A 22,607-nucleotide genomic window follows, 5' to 3' on the forward strand; every position below is an offset into this window, starting at 1 on the left:
GATGAGTGTGTTTCTCGATAACTCACATTTTATCAATCACTTACGGCATTCTTGCCCTTTTTTATGCAAAATTCAGGCTAGGAGGACGGCGTGCCCGTGTTGCGGTGAATACCCGCCTTATTCGCCGCAAATCTTGCGGAGAATAACTTGTCCATGCGGAGATTGTCACGGATACTCCTTGTATGAAAACCGACGATCCCACTTATATCTGGCAAGCCAGCGACTGGCCGCGCTGGCGTGTCGACCTCGCGCAACTGGTTCACGGCCTGGCTGATGTCAGTCATGCGCAAGGCCGGTTGATGGGGCGACTTGCCGATATTGGCGTGGGCTTGCGCGACCAGACCAGTTTGGCGACGCTCACCGACGACGTGGTCAAGACCAGCGAAATCGAAGGAGAGCATCTCGATACCGGTTCGGTACGTTCGTCCATTGCGCGCCGCATGGGTGTCGACATCGGTGCCCTCGCTCCGGTTGATCGTCATGTCGAAGGCGTCGTTGACATGGTGCTCGACGCGACAGGTAATTGCCACGCCGCGCTCACGCGTGAGCGTCTGTTTGGCTGGCATGCAGCGCTTTTTCCCGGTGGATATTCGGGCCTGTCGCGCATCAAGGTCGGTGGCTGGCGCGATGATGCCGCTGGCGCGATGCAGGTTGTCTCTGGCCCGATCGGGCGACAGCGCGTGCACTACGAAGCGCCGCCGTCAGAACGACTCAACGCAGAATGCACATTATTCCTCGACTGGGCCAACGGCAGCTCACCCTTGCCGCCACTGATCAAGGCCGGCCTTGCGCACTTGTGGTTCGTCACGTTGCACCCGTTCGACGATGGCAACGGCCGCATAGCCCGTGCCATCGGCGACTTGTTCCTGGCCCGTGCCGATGCCAGTCCGCAACGCTTTTATAGCCTGTCAGCGCAAATCCAGCGTGACCGCAAGGCCTACTACACCATCCTCGAAAAGACGCAAAAGGGCAGTCTCGATGTGACCGCGTGGCTAGCCTGGTTCCTGACCACCTTGCACCGGGCAATCGATGAAGCCCAGCGCACCCTCGACACGGTGCTGACCAGAACCCGTTTCTGGCAGCGCTGGTCCACCGCAATGCTCAACGAACGGCAAGTCAAACTGGTCAATCGGCTGCTCGACGGATTCGATGGCAAGCTCACCAGCAGCAAATGGGCAGCCATCGCGAAGTGCTCGCCGGACACGGCATTGCGCGACATCAGCGACCTGCTTGCGCGCGGCATGTTGAGCAAGTCCGGGGCGGGTGGGCGCAGCACTAGCTATGCATTGAACGTGGATGACCGGGAGTCAGGATCAACCAATCGGGAAAACTGATAGGGCCGCCGATCGCGGCCTTTGCAGGATGGTGCCACTGCGGGAGATTCGTAGATGCTGTTGCGATGTTCTACGCATGTTGATGTACGGCTTGTCCGGTATCAGCGCGCCTCGCGCTTGCCTTTTTTGCCCTGCGTGGTGTCCGACTCGATTCCCAGCAAGCCCAGCCTTGGCTCCGCGGTGTGGCTGTCGAGCTCGCCGCGTCCGACGTTGTGGATGTCGAGTGTCTTTAACTTGTAGTACAGGACATGCGGTTCAACGCCGAGTTCTTTTGCCGCACGCGCCACATTGCGCTTGCAGCGCTCCAGCGTTGCTACCAGCAAGGTGCGCTCGAACTGATGCATCAAATCCTTTAGCGAGCCGCCATGCTGCTTTTCCGTATCACCGCCGATGGCCGGAAAGCCCAGCGCATATCGCTGCGCCGCCGCACGCAATTCGCGGATGTTGCCGTCCCAGCCATGCGACAGGATTTGTGCTTCGATACAGGGATTGACGTTGGCACCCGGTGGCAATTTGAATTGTCGCGCCGCATGATCCACGTAGCGCCAGAACAGGTCGAGCGCACGCGCCGGTTGAGAGCGCAACACCGGCAGCGCCAGTTCGACCACACTGAGGCGGTAATACAGGTCGGTGCGAAACTTGCCTTCCTCGACCAGTTTCGCCAGTGGCACCTTGGTCGAGACGATGACCCGAAAACTGAGTTGCCGGAACGCCGTAGAACCGACGCGCTCCACGCCGCGATCCTGCAGGACGCGTAGCAACTTGGCCTGCAAGGTCAGCGCCATGCTGTCGATTTCATCGAGGTAGAGCGTGCCGCCATTGGCGGACTCGATACGTCCGGGGCGGCTTTTGGTGGCACCGGTGTAGGCACCGGCATCGACGCCGAACAATTCGGCTTCCGCGAGGGTCTCGGGAATGGCAGGGCAGTTGACTGCCACGAACGGTCCTTGCGAACCGGAGTAATCATGGATGTAATGGGCCAGCCAATCCTTGCCGGTGCCGGTTTCGCCGACCAGCACGATATCGACATCGGTGGCGGCGATGCGGCGCGCCGTGGCGTAAATTTCATGGTTGATATCGGCGATGACCGGTGCGCCGCTGGCTGAGCCAGCAGGCTGGGGTGGCAACGTATTGTTGCTGTGATGATGCGGCGCGGGGGCGATCTCATCGGGGTGCGGCAGCTCGTCTCCAGCGATGGCAGAAAATTCCAGCAATTGCTGCAGGACTTCCCGCAGACGGCTGTCGGTAGCGGGAATGCTGATGGCTTTGCACACGCTGGCGGTCGCCACGCAGGTGGCGTAATCATTGCCGTCGACCAGGCGCACCAGTTTTTGCTGGGTCGATGCGCCAATGCGACCGCATTGCTCGATGACCTTGTCAAATTGTGTATCGTTCTGGCAAACCAGAATACGGACAGCCGGACGCAAGGCGATTTCCTGCGCCACTTCGGTGATCGGAATCTGCTTGAGTCGAACCGCCATCGCTTGAGCAACTCGCAACACGCGCTCAAGCAGCGGTGCCGGCTCGATACACAACAATAAGGAAGGATGAAAAAGTGCCATGAGTAAGCCTCTTGAAAACAATGTCCGCGGTCGTTGTCGGGTTGTCAGTCGAGAACTTCTGCTCGATCAACTATCCCGATGACGCGACGTAAAAAGCGGTTTTATTAGGGTAACTTATGGTCACAAGTCTTCATAGTACTATCAGGAAACATCCGCATACCTGTTGGTTTGCCGACGTTTCCAGTGAGGCGTTATCCCGAGTAGCCGTTACGTATGACGGTTTCAGCGACCGAGCTCGTCGAGGAAAAGCTGCCGAGAAAGTTAAACTGGCGACCCTCATCGGCTACCCTGGTCGTGCTGCTATAAAGAAAGCGCCGGACATAACTTTTTGGGTCTTTGAGCAACCGTTCGGCAGCTTCTTCCAGGATTTCTCGATCCTTATTCCCAGCTGCACCGGCAAGTCCGGCCATCTTCGCCATGCTTCGATAGCGGTTGATCTGAATGGTTGTGGCTTCTTCAATTTCCAGAAATTCGATATAGCTGGTATTCGGATCGGCGGTTTCCCGCATTTCCTGGATCAGGTCCCGCACGACGCCCGCTTGTTCTTTCGTTGCCTTCAATTGTCTCTCTACGATGTCGGGATCGCTGGCAATGTCGTGGTCGTTATAGGAATAATTTTTGTGTTCCTTGACCTGGACGAAACGTTGCGCCCATTCCTCAAGGTTCGGTTCGACACTGCTGGCGAACCCTTCCGCGTTGGCGTGGATGATCAGCTTGTAGCTGCGCGGCTGCAGTTCGCCATGATGTTCGATCGTCCGTATTTCTTCCCTGGTGCCGTCGCGATAGATTTCTGATTCGGCACCGAGTAGTTCGCCGATCGCGACTGTTTCTTTGGCGAGAATCGATTGCCCGCTGAGCGTCGCCAGATTGGTTGCGCCAAGTGCGGTAACTTGTCCGGAGAGGCTGGACCGTTCTCCTTCAACAATGCCGCGTGATCGGAGTGCACCGGTTTGTTCTTCGTATTCCTGTTTCTGATATTTCCGGGTTCGCGCGAGGGTCGCTGCCGACCCAACACCTACGCCCTTGACAAAGGCACCAAGCAGCGCACCGCCTTGCACGATGTGGCCTTGATCCCGCGTCGTACTATCTCCCTCGCCCACCCAGCACACGGAAAGGTGTGGCGTCTCTTCAAGCAGTTCTTCCAGCAACTTGCCGTGTGTTTTGCGTCCCATGATGACCTGTTCAACGACGTTGCCAAGATCAACCATCATGTTTGCATCACCGGGTACGCCGGGAATCTGGCCTTCACGTCCGGTAATATCTGCCCCCAGCCGGTCCAGTCGCAATGTGACGCCAGTAAATGAGCCCGGATCATTGATCAGCTTGCCATCGACATAGCCACCCGCACCCACGGTCAGGTTCCTGAATTTGGCGAGCGACCAGCCGACCGAGGCACCCGCGCCGATGCGGTTGATATGGTTGGTTTCGGTTCCGAATCGGGCAAATCCGCTGGCGGTGCTCACGCCAATTTCCATCGTTGCAATGCGAGATCGCCGATAACTGAAGTTCGCGCGTCCTCCGAATACTCCTCCCCAAAAAAATCGGGCAACGACAGCAGTCAGTCCCGCTATCCCGCCTCCGGCAGAAGCACCATCGCTGAACTTGATGGACGTGGCCAGTCGCATCCGTTGTATTTGTTTATTGAGATATTCCGCAATAACAGAACGGGTTAGGAGCGGGTCTAGAACAATTTCTTTGTCTTTGGCATCATATCCATTGATGAGGTGATTTTTTGCACGTTCAAAGGCATCGACACATTGCTTCGGACTCATGGACTTGATATTTTCCAAATCCGGAATGTCCTTGATATTGTTTGTCTCGGCCGTATTCTTGTCGCTATCAATGGGTGGGATGCCGGATACGTTGGCTGTATCAACGTCCTCAAAAAAACCCTTGAGAGTTTCTGGTGTTAATGGGGTTTTTACAATTTTTGTAATATAGTATTTTAGTTTATTAAAATTACTTTCTGTATCGGCTGCGGAGATTGATTCGAGCCTCATCAGATCTTGAAGGTATTCGTCCGTATACAATTTTTTTGCGATGCTATTCGGCAGTGCACGGCCATCAAGAATCTCGGAAAGGTTAACAGTTCCTGCAGCTCGAATATAAATAATCTGAGCGATTTTTCTTAATACGAATTCATTATTTTTGATGCCTTCAAATTTATCGCCGTTAAAACCGCTCTCATCTGCAAGGCCGGCAGGCAGTTTATTTAATAATATTTTATCGAGTAATCGTAATGCGGCGATCATTTTTTCACGCTGCAACAAGATGCTGTTTGCAGCAATATCAATTTTCACACTTCGATTAAACGGCGTCTTTCCTCTATTGCGTTTAAACATTCTCGGCAAGACAGGTGTCACTTCTTTTTGCTCGACAAGCTTCAGAACCTGTCTATCACCCTCTGTTTCTGCATGGTTCTGATTTCTTAATCCGCGGGTCACTTGCAACGCTACTTTTTCCAGGCGTTGATTGGCCTTGTCAAATGGCGAGCCTCCCGCATCGGTAAAAAATCCGTTTCGCAGTGCATTAGCGGCCCACAAGGGCTGATGTGGCTTGCTGCCACCGAGGCTAACCTCCACCGTGTCTAACGAGTCAGCTTTCGGTTCAGGGGCACTGTCCTGTTCGTTTTCTTCCAATATCCTTTGCAGTCCCGGTAGCGCGTGGATAAGGAGTGCGTTGGGTCGAGATTCACGCCCCCGATCTTTGCTTTTGCTAAAGAGTAGTAGCGAGGTCGGGTCGGTACTGCCCAGTTTTTCTGGATTTTCTTCCTGAAGCATGGCGTCTGCGCCTTGCATGAATAGACGAATGTTTTCGTCGCGGCGCAAATTTTTACGTTTTTGCCGTGCGACTTCCGCTGCAGCAGTCGCTATTTGCTCCTTGATGGCACCCTCCGGGAGCGAAGACGATGTTGGATTGGTATAGTGCGTTTCACTTTGTGCCGTATTAAGTTTTTTTAGCATGTCGAAGCCCATCGGCGTCGCGGCCATTTTGTAGGCAATACGCCAGGCAAGCTTGACCTCCAGGGAATTCGTGCCATGAAATCGGTCCTTGTCAGCAAGGACCGATCCCAAAAGCGGCAACTTTGTCAAGTGATCCAGTGCACCACAAATAGTCTCCTGTGAAATTCTGTCCTTTTCTTCTCCTGCAGTAGTATTGAATTCGTCTTTGCAAGCGCTGTGTATGGCAAACGAGAGCATCAACATGTAGTTCGTTGCCAGTGGGGCTTTTTCTGGAATCCGTGGATTTGTGGCTTTGGCTCCCGCCTTTATTTTTGCTTCGGCCTCAACTTCTGCTTTGGTCTTTAATTTCTTGTTCAACTCGTTACTGATCCCGCTCAGTTTTTTAAGCAATTCCGGATCGTCGTTTGGATCAGCGAGTTGGATATAATTGGGTATTTCCTCGGATTTCTCCCAGTGCATTCTATTTAAAAATTTATTTTTATATTCGTGTCCATCCAGTTGGTTTATATTATTTACTTGATATTGTAATTCAGCCGGTAATTTCGGTTTATCTCTGCCGATGTGACGCGGTTGAAATTCGCTATCGGGGATTGCTCTCGAATAGTTAATGCGATCTTCACCCAGTTTGCCAATTACTTTTTCTTTGCGAGCAACACGTCCTATATTTTGATCTTTTGTCTGATAGGTATAAAAAAAAAGTTTTAATTGTCCCGTAATCTTCGATTTATTTAATATGGCGTTGATGCGGAAGCTACCTATGCCCACGCCATAGCGTGCCAGATAATTTTGTTTTGACAGTTTCGATAATGATTTTTTTTTGTATTCCCTGATTTGAGATTTTTTTTGTTTTCTCTCTGCGGCTACGTATTTATCCGCAACAGGGGAATTTTTCGGATTGGTAATCAAAGGTTTCTTTAATTCGTCAATCTCACGGGCTTGATGAAGGCGGGGTCGTAGAATTTTTGGATAAGACATGGCACATCCCTGCAAGTGGTAATCAAAGGACACCTCAATCAACACAGTCGCGCGTCAGTTGAAGTCCGAATGCGTGATGAGTAGCAACTGCCCGCCGTTGGTTCCATGTCTGCCGAGTCGTTGTATCGTGTCGTTGTCCGTCTGTTGCGGCCCGTTGTCTTTCTCATCAAGGTTCCCCGCCCATGTCCGAAACCGATCCGCTTGCTCCTCTCAATAAAATGCGTCGCATTGCTACTGGCTTGCTGGTGCTGATGGCCGTGGTGTTCGTGCTGGCACGCAAGTACGAACTGCTGCACCCGGCACTGGGGTTTGTCCGCGCCTTTGCCGAAGCCGCCCTGGTGGGTGCGCTGGCCGACTGGTTTGCGGTGTCGGCGCTGTTCCGTCATCCGCTCGGGTTGCCGATCCCGCATACCGCGATCATCCAGAAGAACAAGGACCGGATTGGCGTGAGCATTGCCGCTTTCCTCGAAAACAATTTCATGACACAGGCGGTTGTCAGTGCCGAATTCGGACGGATCGATTTTGCCGGTGCGGCGTCGCGCTGGCTGGCCGTGCCGGCCAATAGCGAGGCCGTCGCGCAGCAATTGTCGGAGGGGTTGCCAACGGTCCTGCGACTGGTCGAGGACGACGATATCCGCCGCTTTATCCACGGCCGGATTGACCGGTTGGTGGAGCACGTGCGCTTTGCACCCTTGCTGGCCGATATGCTGACGATCCTGGTGGCGGACCGGCGGCATCAGGAATTGTTCGATCATTTGCTGGTGATGGTGGCTGGCGCGCTGGAAAAGAACCAGGATTTCATTCGCCAGAAAATCCATGACAACAGCCCGCGCTGGATGCCACGCGTCTTCGATGACCAGTTTTTCGAGCGATTGCTCAATGGTTTGCAGCAGGTGCTGGAAGAAATGAAGCAGCCGGAAAGCCAGTGGCGTGAACGTTTCCAGGAGTCGGTTGAAGACTTGGTGGCGCAATTGCGGGTCTCTGACGACTATGAAGTGCGCATGGCGGCGCTGGTGCAAAGTGGTTTGCAGCATCCGGTGTTTCGCAACTACGTCGACCAGATTTGGCATGATTTGCGCCAGCGTCTGCTCGATGATGTCACGGCGACCGATTCGCGTATTACTGCCGGTCTGGCGCAGGCGCTGCAGGCGGTCAGTGCGGCACTGGCGAGCGACAACGCGGTGCGCGTGAAACTCAATGACTGGCTGCGCACGTTTGCGGCGGACGCCGTGGTCAAGCGTCGTGGCACCATCGCGTCATTGGTCGAACGGGTGATCCGGCAGTGGGATGGCGAGACTGTCTCGCGCAAGTTCGAGCAGTACGTCGGTCGTGATCTGCAGTTCATCCGGATCAATGGCACGGTCGTCGGCGGGCTGGTCGGGTTAATCCTGCACTCGGTAGCATTGATGTTGTAATTCGTCGCACGGAAGGCCGGCGATCAACTACCATGAGCGCCGTCTTCTTCACCGGCACTTTTCATGTCCAATCGCACCGCTACCAATCCCCTGTGGAACGCCGATCTCGAACCGACCAGCCCGGCCCAACGGACCTGGACGGCAACCCATTACGCCGCGCTCTGGGTCTCGATGGCCGTGTCCGTGCCGGCCTACATGCTGGCCTCCGGCCTGATGACCGAGGGCATGAACTGGTGGCAAGCGGTGCTGACGGTTTTTCTGGGCAATCTGATCGTGCTGGTGCCGATGGTGCTGGTCGGTCATGCCGGCACCAAGCATGGGATTCCGTACCCGGTGCTGGCACGCTCGTCGTTCGGCGTACGCGGTGCGCAACTGCCGGCCATTTTGCGCGCCATCGTTGCCTGCGGCTGGTTTGGCATCCAGACCTGGCTGGGCGGGCAGGCGATCTATACGATTCTCAACGTCATCAGCGGCAACGCGTTGCAAGGCAATGCGCTGCCGTTGCTGGGCATTAGCGGCGGGCAGCTGTTTTGTTTTTTGCTGTTCTGGGCGCTGCATATTTATTTCATTACCAAGGGGACCGATTCGATTCGCTGGATGGAAACGGCGGCCGCGCCGTTGCTGCTGTTGTCCGGCATTGCGCTGGTCTGGTGGGCTTATGCCAAGGCGGGCGGTTTCGGACCGATGCTGGCGGCACCGTCGCAATTCGTCGACGGCGGCAAGCGTGCCGGCCAATTCTGGCTGGTGTTCTGGCCATCCCTGACGGCGATGGTCGGTTACTGGGCGACGCTGGCGTTGAATATCCCGGATTTCACGCGCTTTGCGCGCAGCCAGCGTGATCAGGCGCTGGGTCAGGCGATCGGCTTGCCGGTGCCGATGGGTTTGCTGGCGCTGGTGGCGGTGCTGGTGACGTCGGCGACGGTGGTGATTTATGGCGAAGCGATCTGGGACCCGGTTGTTCTGACTGGCAAGATGGGCGGCATCTCGGTGGTGCTGGCGCTGATTGCGCTGATCATTGCGACTATCACGACCAATCTGGCGGCTAATGTGGTCTCGCCGGCGTATGATTTTTCCAATCTGGCACCGAGTAAAATTTCATTCAGGATGGGCGGCTACATCACGGCAGCGATCGGGCTGGCGATGTTTCCATGGAAAATACTGGAGACCACCAAAGGCTATATCTTTACCTGGCTGATCGGCTACGGTGCCTTGCTCGGACCGGTCGCCGGCATCATGCTGGTTGATTATTTCGTGATTCGCAAGACCGAGCTGGATCATGATGCGCTGTTTGACGCCAACGGAATCTACAGCTACCGCTCGGGATGGAACTGGCGGGCAGTGGTCGCGCTGATCATCGGCGTGTTGCCGAATTTACCGGGATTCCTGGCCGCAGCCGGTTTCATCAGCGGCATTGCACCGGTCTTCGAGACGCTCTATACCTACGCCTGGTTTGTTGGCCTGGGCATTTCATCGGTGGTGTATTTCTTGCTGATGCGCATGAGCCCGCCCGCACTGACACACGATAATGGCCCTTTGAAAGGAGCATGACCATGCATATCCAGGACCCGCGTTTTCCGAATCTGTTCGTGCTGACCCATCCGCTGATCCAGCACAAGCTCAGCCACATGCGCGAGAAAGACACGTCGACTCGTACCTTTCGCGAGTTGCTGCGCGAGATCACGCTGTTGATGGGCTATGAAATTACCCGCGACTTGCCACTCACCACCCGCCGTATCGAGACACCAATGCAGACGATGGACGCGCCAGTCATCGCCGGACGCAAGCTGGCGGTCGTGCCGGTGCTGCGTGCCGGCATTGGCATGAGTGACGGCTTGCTGGATCTGATTCCGTCAGCGCGCGTCGGTCATATCGGCGTCTACCGCGACCCCGCTTCCCACTTGCCGGTCGAGTATCTGGTGCGCCTGCCGGATCTGGCCGAGCGCACGTTTATCCTGTGTGATCCGATGGTGGCGACCGGGAATTCGGCCGTGTATGCCGTCAACGTGCTCAAAAATCGCGGGGTAGTGGATGCGCAGATTATTTTCCTGGCACTGGTGGCCGCACCTGAAGGGGTGACTGTATTTCAGGCGGCGCATCCGGGCGTCAAGCTGTATGTGGCATCGCTCGACGATCGTCTTGACGACCATGCTTACATCTTGCCTGGCCTCGGTGATGCCGGTGACCGGATTTTTGGTACCCGCTAATTATTTGACCAGTAAATCCGGCGTCATGACCGCGCGCAGAAAAGGCGTGTTGATATCATCGCGTTCGCGCTGCGCGATCCACCAGATATTGCCCTTGCGGATAGTCCAGTTCTGTTCGGTACCGGACACCAGCAGGGCGGCGAGTTGCCCCAGTGATGGCTGATGACCGACCAGCACGACCGGTTCGCGGCTCTCGGGCCAGTTGGCTGCAGCCAGCAGGCTGGCTGTCGTCGCATCCTGGGCCAGGCCAGGATGAATCTTGAATTTGCGATCCAGTGCTTGCGCGGTCTGGCGCGTGCGCATCGACGGGCTGACGAGGATCTTGCATCCGTTGGGCAGAACACGATCAAGCCAGTCAGCCATTCTGGCGGCTTGTTTGTGTCCTTTGGCGGTCAGTCTGCGATCCTCGTCGGGCTCGCCGATCTCGGCTTCTGCGTGGCGCCATAAAATTAAATCCATCGGGATTACTCGCTGTCCGGTTTGGTAACCAGGTTCATCAGGTAGGCCTGCGCACTGAACTTCGCCTGTTTCGCGCGTTGCTTGCGCTTGTGATACTGACCCTCGCCATCGAGTTCCCAGCTATGGGTATTGTCTTTCAGGTAGGGGTTGAGGCCTTCGGCGATGATGCGTTTTTTCAGGAGGCGATCGAGCACCGGAAAGGCCACTTCGATGCGTCGGAACAGGTTGCGGTTCATCCAGTCGGCGCTCGACAGGAACACATCGTGGGCGAGATCGTTGCGGAAATAATAGATGCGGGTGTGCTCCAGGAAGCGACCGATGATAGAGCGCACCCGGATGTTTTCCGACAGGCCGGCAACGCCAGGACGCAGCGCGCACGCGCCCCGTATGATCAGGTCAATTTTTACGCCATCGGCCGAGGCCGCGTACAACGCATTGATCACCGATTCATCGAGCAAGGCATTCATCTTGGCGATGATGCGACCAGGGCGGCCAGCGCGGGCAATGGCTGCTTCATTGCGGATCGCCCGAATGAACTCTTTTTGCAACGCGAAGGGCGCCAGCCACAAGTTGCTGAGTTTTTTCGGTTTGGTCAGGCTGGTCAGATGGATGAAGATTTCATTGACCTCGATGGCCAGCGCAGTGTTGGCGGTCAGCAGGCCGAAATCGGTATAGATCTTGGTGGTGGTCGGATGGTAATTGCCGGTGCCGAGGTGGGCGTAGTAGCGTAACTGACCTTCTTCGCGGCGCAGTACCAGCGCCAGCTTGGCATGGGTCTTCAAGCCCACGATCCCATAAACTACCTGCGCACCGGCACGCTCAAGCTTGTCGGCCCAGTTGATGTTGGCTTCTTCATCAAAACGTGCCATCAGTTCGACGATGACGGTGACTTCCTTGCCGCGTCGCGCCGCCAGGATCAGCGATTCCATCAGATCGGAATTCATGCCGGTGCGGTAAATGGTCTGCTTGATCGCCAGCACGTTCGGATCGAGTGCGGCACTGCGCACGAAGTCGACGACCGGCTGGAATGACTGGAACGGATGGTGCAGAAGGACGTCCTGCTTTTTTAGTGTCGCAAAAATATCGCCGTTGGCCAGTTGCACCGGATATTGCGGCGTGAAAGTCGGGAAGCGCAATTCGGGACGCTCGACCAGATTGATCAGTTCCGACAGCCGCACCATGTTGACCGGGCCGGCAACCGCATAAAGCCGATTGCGCGAAATCATGAACTGGTCGAGCAACAGCTGGGCCAGGTGATCGGGACAATTTTTTGCGACTTCGAGACGGACCGCAACGCCGAACTGGCGTACCTGCAATTCGCCCTGCAAGGCTTGACGCAAGTTTTTGACTTCGTCTTCATCGACCCACAAGTCACTGTCGCGTGTGACGCGGAACTGCGAATACGCGATGACTTGCCGGCCGGTGAACAGGTCAGTAATGTGTGCATGGATCACCGACGACAGCAGGCAAAACGACACGCCGCCGTTGGTCGACAATTCATCGGGCAAGCGGATCACCCGTGGCAGGACGCGCGGGGCGCGCAGGATCGCAATCGCCGTGCCGCGACCAAACGCATCCTTGCCGGATAGTTCAACAATAAAATTAAGGCTTTTGTTGACCACTTGCGGGAAGGGGTGGGCCGGATCGAGCCCGATTGGTGTCAGCAGCGGGCGCACCTCACGGTCGAAATAGGCTTTGACCCAGGCGCGCTGGGCTTCATTGCGATCCTGGTCGCGCAACAGGTGGATACCTTGCGCGGACAGCTCTGGCAAGACGGAGTTGTTCAGTACCTCGTATTGGCGTTCGACGATGGCATGGCATTCGGTGCTGGTCAGTTCCAGCGCGTTGCTCAGCGTCGCCGGTTCCTTGATGTCACCGTCGAGCCGGCTTTTGGCCAGCAGGCTGGCAATGCGCACTTCAAAAAACTCGTCCAGATTGCTACTGGCAATACATAAATAGCGCAGGCGCTCGAGCAGCGGCACAGTTTTGTCTTCGGCTTGCGCCAGAACTCGCCGATTGAACGCCAGTTGGGATAATTCCCGATTCAGTAACAGCGGACCAACCGCGACAACCGGCTGCGTTATCGGGGCTGTTTTGGTGTCAGTGGTTTTGGTTTCTGGTTTGGGTGGCGTGATCATCTGATGTGAGTTGTTGTGTATTTCAATTGGTCGCGATTATAAGCATGCCGCATGACAAGTTAATGACGGGCGCACTGTACCAAATTTTGTATGACATGCTTTTCCATGGTGTCATAAACCTGTCATATTTGGTAGTTACAGTTCGGCTGGTCAACTGATGCCAACTGAGGAGTCGTTCATGCAATTAAATAAAATCATCAAATCATTACTACTTGCCGCTGGTACAGCAATGGTGATGTCGAGCGCAGTAGCCGTCGATATGACTGGTGCTGGTGCAACCTTCCCTTATCCTATCTATTCCAAATGGGCCGAGTCTTACAAAAAGATTTCTGGCAATGGATTGAACTACCAGTCCATCGGTTCCGGTGGTGGTATCAAGCAGATCAAAGCAAAGACTGTTGACTTCGGTGCTTCCGACATGCCGTTGACAGCCGCAGAACTCGATGAATCTGGTCTGGTACAGTTCCCGGTCATCATGGGCGGTGTCGTTCCAATCGTCAATCTCGAAGGCGTTGCTGCTGGTCAGATGAAGCTGACCGGCGATGTGCTGGCAGGTATTTACATGGGCAAGATCACCAAGTGGAATGCCGCTGAAATCACCGCGCTCAATCCAGGCGTGAAACTGCCAGACGCAGAGATCACCGTCGTTCACCGTGCCGATGGCTCCGGTACGTCGTTCCTGTTCAGCGATTACTTGTCGAAAGTCAATGCTGAGTGGAAGACGACCGTCGGCGCCGGAACTGCGGTCAAATGGCCAGTCGGTGTGGGCGGCAAGGGTAACGAAGGCGTCGCCGCCAACGTTCAGCGTATCAAGAACTCGATCGGTTATGTCGAGTACGCGTATGCCAAGAAAAACAAGATGTCCCACACCGGACTGAAGAACAAGGATGGCCAGTTCGTGCAACCTGACGACGACAGTTTCAAGGCGGCTGCTGCTGGTGCCGAATGGTCCAAGACTCCTGGCTTCGCTGTCTTGCTGACCAATCAGGCTGGCAAATCAAGCTGGCCGATCACGGGTGCCTCGTTCATCCTGATGTACAAAGCACAAGCCGATGCAGCCAAGGGTGCAGAAGTCTTGAAATTCTTTGACTGGGCTTACAAGAACGGCGGCGAAATGGCTTCCGAACTTGACTACGTCGCGATGCCTGCTGCGGTCGTCAAGCTGGTTGAAGCGTCCTGGAAAGCAGAGTTGAAAGATCCGTCAGGCAAGGCAATCTGGTAACTACCAACTGACTTTGGTATAACAAGCGCTGCTCCCGGTTGGCTATTTTGCCCCCCGGGAGCAGTGCATATTGAATACTGCATCCATGAGCGCACACAATCCATCCCTGCCTTTGCCGGTTACCGAACCGGAGCAGAGCGCAGCATCAGCCGCGCTCGACGCCAAGAAAATGTCGTCGACAATGCGCAAGCAGCGTTGGCAAGACTACCTGTTTCACAAGATTACGTTCGGCTTTGCATTTAGCGTGTTGGCGGTGCTGGCCGGTATTATCGGGTCACTGGCCATCGGTGCCTGGCCTGCATTTCACGAATTTGGACTGGGCTTCATCACCACTGTCGAGTGGGACCCGGTGAATGATAAATACGGCGCAATGATCGCCATTGTCGGTACTTTGTCGACTTCCTTCATTGCGTTGATGATTGCCTTCCCGATCAGCTTCGGGATCGCCCTGTTTCTCACTGAAATCTGTCCGTCGTGGTTGCGCGGTCCGCTCGGTTCGGCGGTCGAGTTGCTGGCCGGTGTGCCGAGCATCATCTACGGCATGTGGGGGCTGTTTATTTTTGCGCCACTGTTTGCTGACTATGTGCAGCCTGCTCTGGCTTCCACGCTAGGCACGTTACCAGTGGTTGGCGTGCTATTCAGTGGTCCGCAAATGGGGATCGGTATCCTCACTGCGGGGCTGATCCTGGCGGTGATGATCATTCCTTTCATTGCGTCGGTGATGCGCGATGTTTTTGAAGTGGTGCCTGACGTTCTGAAGGAATCGGCTTACGCGCTTGGCTGCACCAAGTGGGAAGTGGTCCGCAAAGTGGTGCTGCCTTACACCAAGGCGGGTGTCGTCGGTGGCGTAATGCTGGGTCTGGGACGCGCACTTGGTGAAACCCTTGCAGTGACGTTCGTGATCGGCAATGCCCACAAGTTGTCATGGTCCTTGTTTGCTGCCGGTAACAGTATTGCGTCGACGCTGGCCAACGAGTTTGCTGAAGCACAGACCACATTGCATGTGTCATCGCTGTACGCGCTTGGCCTGATCCTGTTTGCGATCACGTTTATCGTGTTGGGTGCGGCCAAAGTCATGCTGGCAAGTATGGAAAGCAAGGAAGGTGTCAAATAATGGATAGCCCAATGAACCCGATTTATCGCAAGCGGCTGTGGATACATCGCGTCGGCATCACCTTGTCTTTCATCGCCATGGCGATCGGCTTGTTTTTCCTGATGTGGATTTTATTCACGCTGATCGTCAAGGGTTTCGGTGCCGTCAGCATGTCCATGTTCACGGAGACCACGCCAGCGCCAGGAAGCGAAGGCGGCGGCCTGATGAATCCGATTATCGGCAGCCTGTTGATGGTCGGTCTCTCTACCCTGATCAGCACGCCGATTGGCATACTGGCCGGTATTTATTTGTCCGAGTACGGTGATCGGAGCTGGTTTGCGCAGGTCACGCGCTTCGTGACTGACATCATGCTGTCGGCACCATCGATCGTGATCGGTCTGTTCATCTATGCGATTTACGTCGCCAACGTGCGACATTTTTCGGGGTGGGCAGGAACGTTTGCAATCTCGCTGATCGCGGTACCGGTGATTGTGCGGACGACCGACAACATGCTCAAGCTGGTACCGAACAGCTTGCTCGAGGCAGCGTTTGCCCTCGGTGCGCCGCGCTGGAAAGTTGCGACCTTCGTCCGTCTGCGTGCGGTCAAGGCCGGCGTGATGACGGGTGCGTTGCTGGCACTGGCGCGCATTTCCGGAGAGACAGCGCCGTTGCTGTTCACCGCGCTCAATAACCAGTTTTTCAGTTCCGATATGAACGCCCCGATGGCCAATTTGCCCGTGGTGATTTACCAGTTTGCGATGAGCCCTTATGAAAACTGGCGTTCGCTGGCGTGGGCAGGGGCGTTGCTGGTGACCTTCACCGTGCTGGGCCTGAATATTCTGTCGCGCACCGTCTTCAACCAAAAAATCAAGAGCTGACTTCCATGATCAATAACCATCCTGCGGACAAGAAGCCGACTATCGCGATCTCCGACCTGAACTTTTTCTACTGCACGTTCCAGGGCCTGAAAAACATCAACCTCAATATTCACGAGAAAAAAGTCACCGCCTTCATCGGTCCGTCCGGTTGTGGCAAATCGACGCTGCTGCGCACGCTCAACCGGATGTATGACCTGTATCCCGGCCAGCGCGCCGAAGGCCAGATTATCTATCGCGGCAAGAACATCCTCGATGCCGATCAGGACGTCAACGCCTTGCGTGCCAAGGTCGGCATGGTGTTCCAGAAGCCGACGCCGTTTCCGATGTCGATCTACGACAACATCGCATTCGGTGTGCGCTTGTACGAAAACCTGCCAAAAGGCGAGATGGACGAGCGGGTAGAGTGGGCGTTGAACAAGGCTGCGCTGTGGGTCGAAGTCAAAGACAAACTCAACAAGAGCGGTCTGAGCCTTTCCGGTGGACAGCAGCAGCGCTTGTGTATCGCACGCGGCGTTGCCGTCAAACCCGATGTGCTGCTGCTCGATGAACCAACCTCGGCACTCGATCCGATTTCGACCGCGAAGATTGAAGAGCTCATCAGTGAACTCAAGCTCGATTACACGATCACAATCGTCACGCACAACATGCAGCAAGCGGCACGCTGCTCCGACTTCACCGCCTACATGTATCTGGGTGAATTGGTCGAGTATGGCGAGACGGACCAGATTTTCATGAATCCTGCCAAAAAAGAAACGCAGGATTACATTACCGGCCGTTTCGGCTAACACAACCCGCCCCTTACTAATCACCTAGCGAATCAGATCAGGACAATTCTTATGACAGGCGAACACTCTTCCAAACAATACGACCTTGATCTCGAATCGATCCGGTCGAAAGTACTGCTGATGGGCGGACTGGTTGAAAGCCAGTTGCGCGATGCGATGGTGTCGTTTCGCACCGGTAATGTGTCACTGTCCTTTGCCGTGATCAAGTCCGATGAAAACGTCAACAAGCTCGAAGTCCAGCTCGATGAAACCTGCAGTCAATTGATCGTGCGCCGTCAGCCTGCCGCCAATGACTTGCGTACCGTGATGGCGACGGTCAAGGTCATTACCGACCTCGAGCGTATCGGTGATGAAGCCAGCAAAATTGCCCGCACCGCTGCAAACCTGCACGAGCGCGGCACGATGTCGATCAACCACTACGAGACTGTGCGTGTGATCGCCACCAGCGCCGCTGACATGTTGCACGATGCACTCGATGCGTTTGCGCGTCTCGATGCCAAGCAGGCGTTGCGCCTGATTGCGCAGGATGCGGTAATCGACCATGAATTCCGCTCGATCATGCGCAGCCTGATCACGTTCATGATGGAAGACCCGCGCACGATTTCATCGGCACTCGATACGTTGTGGGTGGCCAAGGCCATCGAGCGTATCGGTGACCATGCCAAGAACATCGCCGAATATGTGATCTACATCGTCGAGGGCAAGGATATCCGTCACACCGACTATGCAGCTTCGGCCAAACTGGAAGACTAAGCAGACCCTATGGCAGTCGATAAAACCACCATCCTGATCGTTGAAGACGAACCTTCCATTGTCGAACTAGTCAGCTATACGTTACGCGACGCCGGTTGGAACACGATGGCGGTCAATACGACTGCGGAGGCCTGGGAGTACATCCAGCGGCGCACGCCGCATTTGATCCTGCTGGACTGGATGCTGCCGGATCAGAGTGGCTTGCGATTGCTGTCGCGCATCCGCAGTGATCGCCAGTTGCAAGCGATTCCTGTGATCATGCTGACGGCCAAGACCATGGAAGAAGACAAGATCGCCGGCCTCGACAATGGGGCCGATGATTACGTGACCAAGCCATTTTCACCGCGTGAACTGACAGCCCGGATCAAGGCGCTACTGCGGCGCAAGAGTCCCGAGCATGCACAGAGCATGATGAAGGCCGGTCCGGTGACGCTAGATCCGATCAGTTGCAGCGTGAGCCTGTCCGATCAGAAAATCGAGATCGGTCATGCCGAATTCAAGTTGCTGAAATTTTTTCTGGCGCACCCTGACCGGGTGTTCAGTCGCACCCAGTTGCTCGATAAGGTCTGGGGCGACCACGCGGTCATCGAAGAACGGACCGTGGATGTCCATGTGCTGCGCTTGCGCAAGGCACTGAAAGAGGCGGAGCATCTGATCCGCACCGTCCGTAGCGTGGGCTACATGCTTTCAGAAAAATAAAGTCCGGCCATGAATCCACAGTTGCTCTTCTGGGTGCCCGCGGTATTGCGGATAGTCGGCGTGTTTTTGGTGTCGGGCGTGCTGGGTTATTTTTTTGGGCATGTTGTCGGGCTGGTCGTCTGCATTGTTGTACTGTGCGCGATCCTTGGCATCCAGATTAGTTACCTGCAACTCCTCAATGTCTGGCTCGATCATCCCGACAGCGCCAAGCTGCCCGACGGCTGGGGTTCCTGGACCGATGTGTTTTCGCGCCTGTACCGGTTACGTCGCAGCGATGAAAAACATCAGATCGAGCTGATCGAATGGCTGGCACGTTTTCGTCAGGCCATGACGCTGTTGCCCGATGGGGTGGTCATCATGGATGACGTGCTGTTTCTGGAGTGGTGCAACCCGGCAGCCGAACGGCATCTCGGTTTGCAGAACGAGCGTGACAAAGGCATGCGGGTGACCAACCTGATCCGTAATCCGGACTTCATGGATTACATCATCCTCGGTCGCTACGAGCAGCCGCTGACGCTGGCACTGAAAGACCGCAAGCTGATCATGCAGATCATTCCGTTTGAAAATCGACGCCAGATTCTGGTCACGCATGACGCGACCGAGACGGACCGGATCGAAATGATGCGGCGCGATTTCATCGCCAACGCCTCGCATGAATTGCGTACGCCATTGACGGTGATCAACGGCTTCCTCGAGATCGCATTGATGCAGCCCAATCTCGATGCCCGCACCCGCACGTCGCACCTCACGCTGATGACCGAGCAGGGACTGCGCATGCAAAATCTGGTCGAAGACATGCTGACCCTGACCCGACTCGAATCGGTTGAATTCCCGATGCGGCCCGAGCGTGTCGACATACACAGTCTGATGGAACATATCCGTCAGGAGGTCGAGGCGCTATCGGCCGGCAATCATGTCATTACACTCGATATCGACGGGCCGGATGTCCGTGGCAGCACGGATGAGTTGCGTAGCGCCTTCAGCAATCTCGCATCGAATGCCGTGCGTTACACGCCGGCCGGCGGCACGATTGCGATCAGTTGGCAAAAGGGTGTCACCGGTCCGGTATTTGCGGTACAGGACAGCGGCATCGGCATCCTTCCGGAACATATTTCGCGCCTGACCGAGCGTTTTTATCGCGTCGATAAAAGTCGTTCGCGCGAGACCAAGGGAACCGGACTTGGTCTGGCCATTGTCAAGCACGTGCTGCTGCGCCATGCTGCCGTGCTGGCGATCGAATCGACGCCAGGGCAGGGTAGCTTGTTCAAGGTCAGGTTTCCGGCTAGCGCAGTCAATCAGTAACGCATTGCCGGACTGGCTACGGACCTGCCCTGCGTGCCAGGTGAGAACTTACTGATCGTGATCGAGTTGCAGTGCTTCCAGAAACCGCGACACCATGTTGTAAGCCGCAATGGTGGCGGTCAGTTCAACCATTTCGCGATCGCTGAAGTTGGCCTTCACGGCATCGAACACGGCTTGCGGCACGCGGATCGAGGTCGTCATCGCATCGGTATAGTCGATCACTTGCAGGTCCAGCGCATCGAAGTGATCACGATAACCGGCGGTTTTCAAGGCCGCGAGTTGCGCATCGGTGTAACCCTCCTTGAGTGCAAACGGCACGTGCTGGGCAAATTCGTAATCGGCTTCGTTGAGCACGGCAATCCGCATGATGGCCAGTTCGCGATAGCGTGCCGACAAAATGCATTGCTGGCGGATCGCCGTGAGCAACTGGCGCCAGCCATCGGCCAGCGGCGGACTTTGCAATAGCATCTTGTACAAGTTGATGACGCTGCCGCCGCGTTCGGCAGCGATCTGGGCCGCTTGCCTGGCGATGTCAGGATGGGTTGGATCAGCGTAGGGGAGGCGTGCCATGGTCGGTTTTCCTGGTGAGTGAAGAAGCCACAGAGTGTGACATTGTTTGTGTATCGAAATAATCAGACTGCTTTCGCAGTATGATCGCCGCCTCATCATCTATTGCCTACAATTAATTCATGTCTTTCGATTTGTCGACTCGTCTTGCCTTGCTCGCTACGGCCTTGTTACTGGGTGGTTGTCTGTCCGTGCCGGCCACGCCCGTTGCGCCGATTGCTCAGCCCAGACCACAGCGACCGGTGCGGATCGGGCTGGCGCTGGGCGGCGGCGCAGCCCGTGGCTTTGCACACATCGGCGTCATCAAGGCGCTGGAGGCGCAAGGTATTTTTCCTGATATTGTCGTCGGCACCAGCGCCGGCAGTCTGGTCGGTGCGCTGTACGCGGCAGGAAACAATGGCTACGCGTTACAAAAAATGGCGCTCGAGATGGACGAGGCGGCGATTTCCGACTGGAGCGTGCCGCTGTTTGCGAAGGCCAGCGGCGTCTTCAAGGGCGAGGCGCTGCAGAACTACGTCAACAAGTCAGTGGGCAATCTGCCGATTGAAAAATTCAAACTCCCTTTTGGTGCCGTTGCAGCCGACCTCAATAGCGGCTTGCCCATCCTGTTCAGGAGAGGCAATGCCGGGCTGGCCGTGCGTGCTTCGTCAGCCGTGCCGGGTGTATTCCAGCCGGTACGTATTGGTGACCATGCGTATGTCGATGGCGGTCTGGTGTCGCCGGTCCCGGTACGATTTGCACGCGAGATGGGCGCTGATTTTGTCATCGCAGTCAATATTTCTACCCAGCCGGATGTGCAGGCAGCACTCAGTTCGGTTGATGTCGTATTGCAGACCTTTGCGATCATGGGCCAGAGCATCAACCGGGTTGAACTCAAGGATGCCGATGTCGTGATCGTGCCGAAATTGGGCAGCATGAAAGGCAACGATTTCGCCGGTCGTAATCTGGCGATTCTGGCTGGTGAACAAGCCACCACGTTGATGCTGCCCGAACTGCGGGAAAAGTTGCGGGCCAGGCGCGAGTAATAAAAAGCCGCATCGTAAGTGATGCGGCCTGGAAAAAAGCCGCATCGTAAGTGATACGGCCTGGAAAAAAGCCGCATCGTAAGTGATGCGGCCTCGTCATTGATTCAGTGTTCGTTCAGGGATGTTCGGGATCGCTGATGCGGCGTGCGCCATTGAAGCGACTTTTCCAGTAACCGAGATCCATGCTCTCGACCCGAACCTGGCCGCCGGCTGACGGCGAATGGATGAACTTGTTATCGCCAAGGTAGATGCCAACGTGCGAGAAGCCGCGACGCAAGGTGTTGTAGAACACGAGGTCACCGGGTTGCATGTCATGGCTCTCTACTTTTTCGCCGACCCGGCTGATTTCTTCGGAGGTACGGGGCAATGTCTCGCCCCACGCTTCCTGAAACACCAATCGCACCAGACCGCTGCAATCAAGTCCGCTTTCTGCGGTGTTGCCACCCATGCGGTAGCGGATGCCGATCAGGCCCAGTGCACTCATTGCCAGTTCGGACGCCCGGTTACTCAGGGTTTGCAGACGAGCCAAGGCGACGTTTTTTGGTGGTTCGGAAATATCGGCAGCCAAGCCGTTCGTGGAGGATGCGCAGGCGGCAGCGAACAGGACGCTGGCGACGACATGGCGGAAGACTCGGCGGAAAGGGCTGGTTGTCGTCAAAATTGGGCGCGGTTTTTTTTCGAGATTTGAAGGTAACCGAATCATCAAAACCTGTCAAAAGTTATTCCTCTCCGATCTGATTTGCCCGGGCGGTCTATCGTACAATCGGTTCTCTTTTTTCCTTCCGGAGTTGTGATGCAATCCAAGCAAATATTGTCCCTCGTTGATGTCAAAAAAATTGCCGCTGCTGCTGAAGCTGAAGCCGTTGCCAATAACTGGGCTGTCGCCATTGCGATTGTCGATGATGGTGGTCACTTGCTGTCGTTCCAGCGTCTCGATGGTACCGCACCGATTTCGGCTGATATCGCTCCGGCCAAGGCCCGTACCGCAGCACTGGGTCGTCGCGAATCGAAGATTTACGAAGACATGATCAACAATGGCCGGATGTCGTTCATCACGGCACCAAAACTCGAAGGCATGCTCGAAGGCGGCGTACCGATCATGATTGACGGTCAATGTCTCGGTGCGGTCGGTGTCTCCGGTGTCAAGTCGTCGGAAGATGCGCAAGTCGCCAAGGCAGGGATTGCCGCACTGCTGGGCTAATACCGGACGCGTGGTCCGGTCCGGCGAGAAAA

General features: G+C 55.7%; 20 protein-coding genes. 14 read left to right on the forward strand and 6 right to left on the reverse strand.

What is annotated here, in order from left to right:
• The first annotated feature begins 182 nt into the window (after positions 1 to 182).
• Positions 183 to 1,334 carry a Fic family protein gene (locus QN370_RS15050; RefSeq protein ID WP_322127987.1) on the forward strand — a complete coding sequence of 384 codons (1,152 nt, stop codon included), beginning with the start codon at positions 183 to 185 and terminating at the stop codon, positions 1,332 to 1,334.
• Between the two features lie 101 nt (positions 1,335 to 1,435).
• On the opposite strand, the gene QN370_RS15055 is transcribed toward QN370_RS15050, so the two are convergent.
• Together QN370_RS15055 and QN370_RS15060 are read right to left on the reverse strand one after the other, a co-directional pair.
• Positions 1,436 to 2,896 (reverse strand): sigma 54-interacting transcriptional regulator, encoded by a 1,461-nt coding sequence (locus tag QN370_RS15055; RefSeq protein WP_322127986.1) that lies wholly within the window; start codon positions 2,894 to 2,896, stop codon positions 1,436 to 1,438.
• A gap of 191 nt (positions 2,897 to 3,087) precedes the next feature.
• Complete coding sequence (locus tag QN370_RS15060; protein WP_416172151.1) at positions 3,088 to 5,676, reverse strand: hypothetical protein; 2,589 nt, start codon at positions 5,674 to 5,676, stop codon at positions 3,088 to 3,090.
• Between the two features lie 28 nt (positions 5,677 to 5,704).
• Between QN370_RS15060 and QN370_RS20715 the strand changes: the two genes are divergently transcribed.
• From QN370_RS20715 to upp, 4 genes are all read left to right on the forward strand, one after another.
• Positions 5,705 to 5,821 (forward strand): twin-arginine translocation signal domain-containing protein, encoded by a 117-nt coding sequence (locus QN370_RS20715; protein ID WP_416347709.1) that lies wholly within the window; start codon positions 5,705 to 5,707, stop codon positions 5,819 to 5,821.
• Positions 5,822 to 7,016: 1,195 nt separating this feature from the next.
• Positions 7,017 to 8,249 (forward strand): DUF445 domain-containing protein, encoded by a 1,233-nt coding sequence (locus tag QN370_RS15065; RefSeq protein ID WP_322127983.1) that lies wholly within the window; start codon positions 7,017 to 7,019, stop codon positions 8,247 to 8,249.
• 63 nt (positions 8,250 to 8,312) lie between these two features.
• Complete coding sequence (locus QN370_RS15070) at positions 8,313 to 9,797, forward strand: NCS1 family nucleobase:cation symporter-1 (RefSeq protein ID WP_322127982.1); 1,485 nt, start codon at positions 8,313 to 8,315, stop codon at positions 9,795 to 9,797.
• Positions 9,798 to 9,799: 2 nt separating this feature from the next.
• On the forward strand, positions 9,800 to 10,453 hold the full coding sequence (upp, locus tag QN370_RS15075) for a uracil phosphoribosyltransferase (RefSeq protein ID WP_322127981.1): 654 nt from the start codon (positions 9,800 to 9,802) through the stop codon (positions 10,451 to 10,453).
• On the opposite strand, the gene QN370_RS15080 is transcribed toward upp, so the two are convergent.
• Together QN370_RS15080 and ppk1 are read right to left on the reverse strand one after the other, a co-directional pair.
• Entirely contained in the window at positions 10,454 to 10,912 is a 459-nt protein-coding gene (locus QN370_RS15080) for a SixA phosphatase family protein (protein ID WP_322127980.1), read from the reverse strand.
• A gap of 5 nt (positions 10,913 to 10,917) precedes the next feature.
• Positions 10,918 to 13,050, reverse strand: coding sequence for a polyphosphate kinase 1 (gene ppk1, locus QN370_RS15085; RefSeq protein WP_322127979.1), 2,133 nt, complete (start codon positions 13,048 to 13,050; stop codon positions 10,918 to 10,920).
• A 178-nt stretch (positions 13,051 to 13,228) separates the two neighbouring features.
• On the opposite strand from ppk1, the gene pstS reads away from it, so the two are divergent.
• From pstS to phoR, 7 genes are all read left to right on the forward strand, one after another.
• Positions 13,229 to 14,272, forward strand: a complete 1,044-nt coding sequence (pstS, locus tag QN370_RS15090; protein WP_322127978.1) for a phosphate ABC transporter substrate-binding protein PstS — start codon at positions 13,229 to 13,231, stop codon at positions 14,270 to 14,272.
• Between the two features lie 85 nt (positions 14,273 to 14,357).
• Positions 14,358 to 15,386, forward strand: a complete 1,029-nt coding sequence (gene pstC, locus QN370_RS15095; protein ID WP_322127977.1) for a phosphate ABC transporter permease subunit PstC — start codon at positions 14,358 to 14,360, stop codon at positions 15,384 to 15,386.
• Positions 15,386 to 16,243 carry a phosphate ABC transporter permease PstA gene (pstA, locus tag QN370_RS15100; RefSeq protein WP_322127976.1) on the forward strand — a complete coding sequence of 286 codons (858 nt, stop codon included), beginning with the start codon at positions 15,386 to 15,388 and terminating at the stop codon, positions 16,241 to 16,243. The genes pstC and pstA overlap by 1 nt, the downstream gene beginning before the upstream one ends.
• A gap of 5 nt (positions 16,244 to 16,248) precedes the next feature.
• A complete protein-coding gene (gene pstB, locus QN370_RS15105; RefSeq protein WP_322127975.1) occupies positions 16,249 to 17,028 on the forward strand; it encodes a phosphate ABC transporter ATP-binding protein PstB in 780 nt (259 codons plus the stop codon).
• Between the two features lie 51 nt (positions 17,029 to 17,079).
• Positions 17,080 to 17,781, forward strand: a complete 702-nt coding sequence (phoU, locus tag QN370_RS15110) for a phosphate signaling complex protein PhoU (protein ID WP_322127974.1) — start codon at positions 17,080 to 17,082, stop codon at positions 17,779 to 17,781.
• 9 nt (positions 17,782 to 17,790) lie between these two features.
• On the forward strand, positions 17,791 to 18,480 hold the full coding sequence (gene phoB / locus QN370_RS15115; RefSeq protein ID WP_322127973.1) for a phosphate regulon transcriptional regulator PhoB: 690 nt from the start codon (positions 17,791 to 17,793) through the stop codon (positions 18,478 to 18,480).
• Positions 18,481 to 18,489: 9 nt separating this feature from the next.
• Positions 18,490 to 19,782, forward strand: coding sequence for a phosphate regulon sensor histidine kinase PhoR (phoR, locus tag QN370_RS15120; RefSeq protein WP_322127972.1), 1,293 nt, complete (start codon positions 18,490 to 18,492; stop codon positions 19,780 to 19,782).
• Between the two features lie 48 nt (positions 19,783 to 19,830).
• Here phoR and QN370_RS15125 read toward each other — a convergent pair whose 3' ends face one another.
• Positions 19,831 to 20,352: a carboxymuconolactone decarboxylase family protein gene (locus tag QN370_RS15125; protein ID WP_322127971.1), complete on the reverse strand. Its 522-nt coding sequence runs from the start codon at positions 20,350 to 20,352 to the stop codon at positions 19,831 to 19,833.
• 119 nt (positions 20,353 to 20,471) lie between these two features.
• On the opposite strand from QN370_RS15125, the gene QN370_RS15130 reads away from it, so the two are divergent.
• Positions 20,472 to 21,374, forward strand: a complete 903-nt coding sequence (locus tag QN370_RS15130; RefSeq protein WP_322127970.1) for a patatin-like phospholipase family protein — start codon at positions 20,472 to 20,474, stop codon at positions 21,372 to 21,374.
• 115 nt (positions 21,375 to 21,489) lie between these two features.
• On the opposite strand, the gene QN370_RS15135 is transcribed toward QN370_RS15130, so the two are convergent.
• Positions 21,490 to 21,942 carry a C40 family peptidase gene (locus tag QN370_RS15135; RefSeq protein ID WP_322129160.1) on the reverse strand — a complete coding sequence of 151 codons (453 nt, stop codon included), beginning with the start codon at positions 21,940 to 21,942 and terminating at the stop codon, positions 21,490 to 21,492.
• Positions 21,943 to 22,167: 225 nt separating this feature from the next.
• On the opposite strand from QN370_RS15135, the gene QN370_RS15140 reads away from it, so the two are divergent.
• Positions 22,168 to 22,575, forward strand: coding sequence for a heme-binding protein (locus QN370_RS15140; protein WP_322127969.1), 408 nt, complete (start codon positions 22,168 to 22,170; stop codon positions 22,573 to 22,575).
• Positions 22,576 to 22,607 lie beyond the last annotated feature (32 nt).

The organism is Actimicrobium sp. CCI2.3, assembly GCF_035019065.1.
In the GTDB taxonomy this organism is placed as follows: domain Bacteria; phylum Pseudomonadota; class Gammaproteobacteria; order Burkholderiales; family Burkholderiaceae_D; genus Actimicrobium.

Excerpts from the sequence above, each read along its gene's own strand:
- phoU (WP_322127974.1), top strand. The coding sequence starts at position 17,080 with ATGACAGGCGAACACTCTTCCAAACAATACGACCTTGATCTCGAATCG.
- pstB (WP_322127975.1), top strand. The coding sequence starts at position 16,249 with ATGATCAATAACCATCCTGCGGACAAGAAGCCGACTATCGCGATCTCC.
- QN370_RS15080 (WP_322127980.1), bottom strand. The coding sequence starts at position 10,912 with ATGGATTTAATTTTATGGCGCCACGCAGAAGCCGAGATCGGCGAGCCC.
- pstS (WP_322127978.1), top strand. The coding sequence starts at position 13,229 with ATGCAATTAAATAAAATCATCAAATCATTACTACTTGCCGCTGGTACA.
- QN370_RS15130 (WP_322127970.1), top strand. The coding sequence starts at position 20,472 with ATGTCTTTCGATTTGTCGACTCGTCTTGCCTTGCTCGCTACGGCCTTG.
- QN370_RS15065 (WP_322127983.1), top strand. The coding sequence starts at position 7,017 with ATGTCCGAAACCGATCCGCTTGCTCCTCTCAATAAAATGCGTCGCATT.
- pstC (WP_322127977.1), top strand. The coding sequence starts at position 14,358 with ATGAGCGCACACAATCCATCCCTGCCTTTGCCGGTTACCGAACCGGAG.
- phoB (WP_322127973.1), top strand. The coding sequence starts at position 17,791 with ATGGCAGTCGATAAAACCACCATCCTGATCGTTGAAGACGAACCTTCC.
- QN370_RS15140 (WP_322127969.1), top strand. The coding sequence starts at position 22,168 with ATGCAATCCAAGCAAATATTGTCCCTCGTTGATGTCAAAAAAATTGCC.
- ppk1 (WP_322127979.1), bottom strand. The coding sequence starts at position 13,050 with ATGATCACGCCACCCAAACCAGAAACCAAAACCACTGACACCAAAACA.
- phoR (WP_322127972.1), top strand. The coding sequence starts at position 18,490 with ATGAATCCACAGTTGCTCTTCTGGGTGCCCGCGGTATTGCGGATAGTC.
- upp (WP_322127981.1), top strand. The coding sequence starts at position 9,800 with ATGCATATCCAGGACCCGCGTTTTCCGAATCTGTTCGTGCTGACCCAT.
- QN370_RS15060 (WP_416172151.1), bottom strand. The coding sequence starts at position 5,676 with ATGCTTCAGGAAGAAAATCCAGAAAAACTGGGCAGTACCGACCCGACC.
- QN370_RS15055 (WP_322127986.1), bottom strand. The coding sequence starts at position 2,896 with ATGGCACTTTTTCATCCTTCCTTATTGTTGTGTATCGAGCCGGCACCG.
- pstA (WP_322127976.1), top strand. The coding sequence starts at position 15,386 with ATGGATAGCCCAATGAACCCGATTTATCGCAAGCGGCTGTGGATACAT.
- QN370_RS15050 (WP_322127987.1), top strand. The coding sequence starts at position 183 with ATGAAAACCGACGATCCCACTTATATCTGGCAAGCCAGCGACTGGCCG.
- QN370_RS20715 (WP_416347709.1), top strand. The coding sequence starts at position 5,705 with ATGTTTTCGTCGCGGCGCAAATTTTTACGTTTTTGCCGTGCGACTTCC.
- QN370_RS15125 (WP_322127971.1), bottom strand. The coding sequence starts at position 20,352 with ATGGCACGCCTCCCCTACGCTGATCCAACCCATCCTGACATCGCCAGG.
- QN370_RS15070 (WP_322127982.1), top strand. The coding sequence starts at position 8,313 with ATGTCCAATCGCACCGCTACCAATCCCCTGTGGAACGCCGATCTCGAA.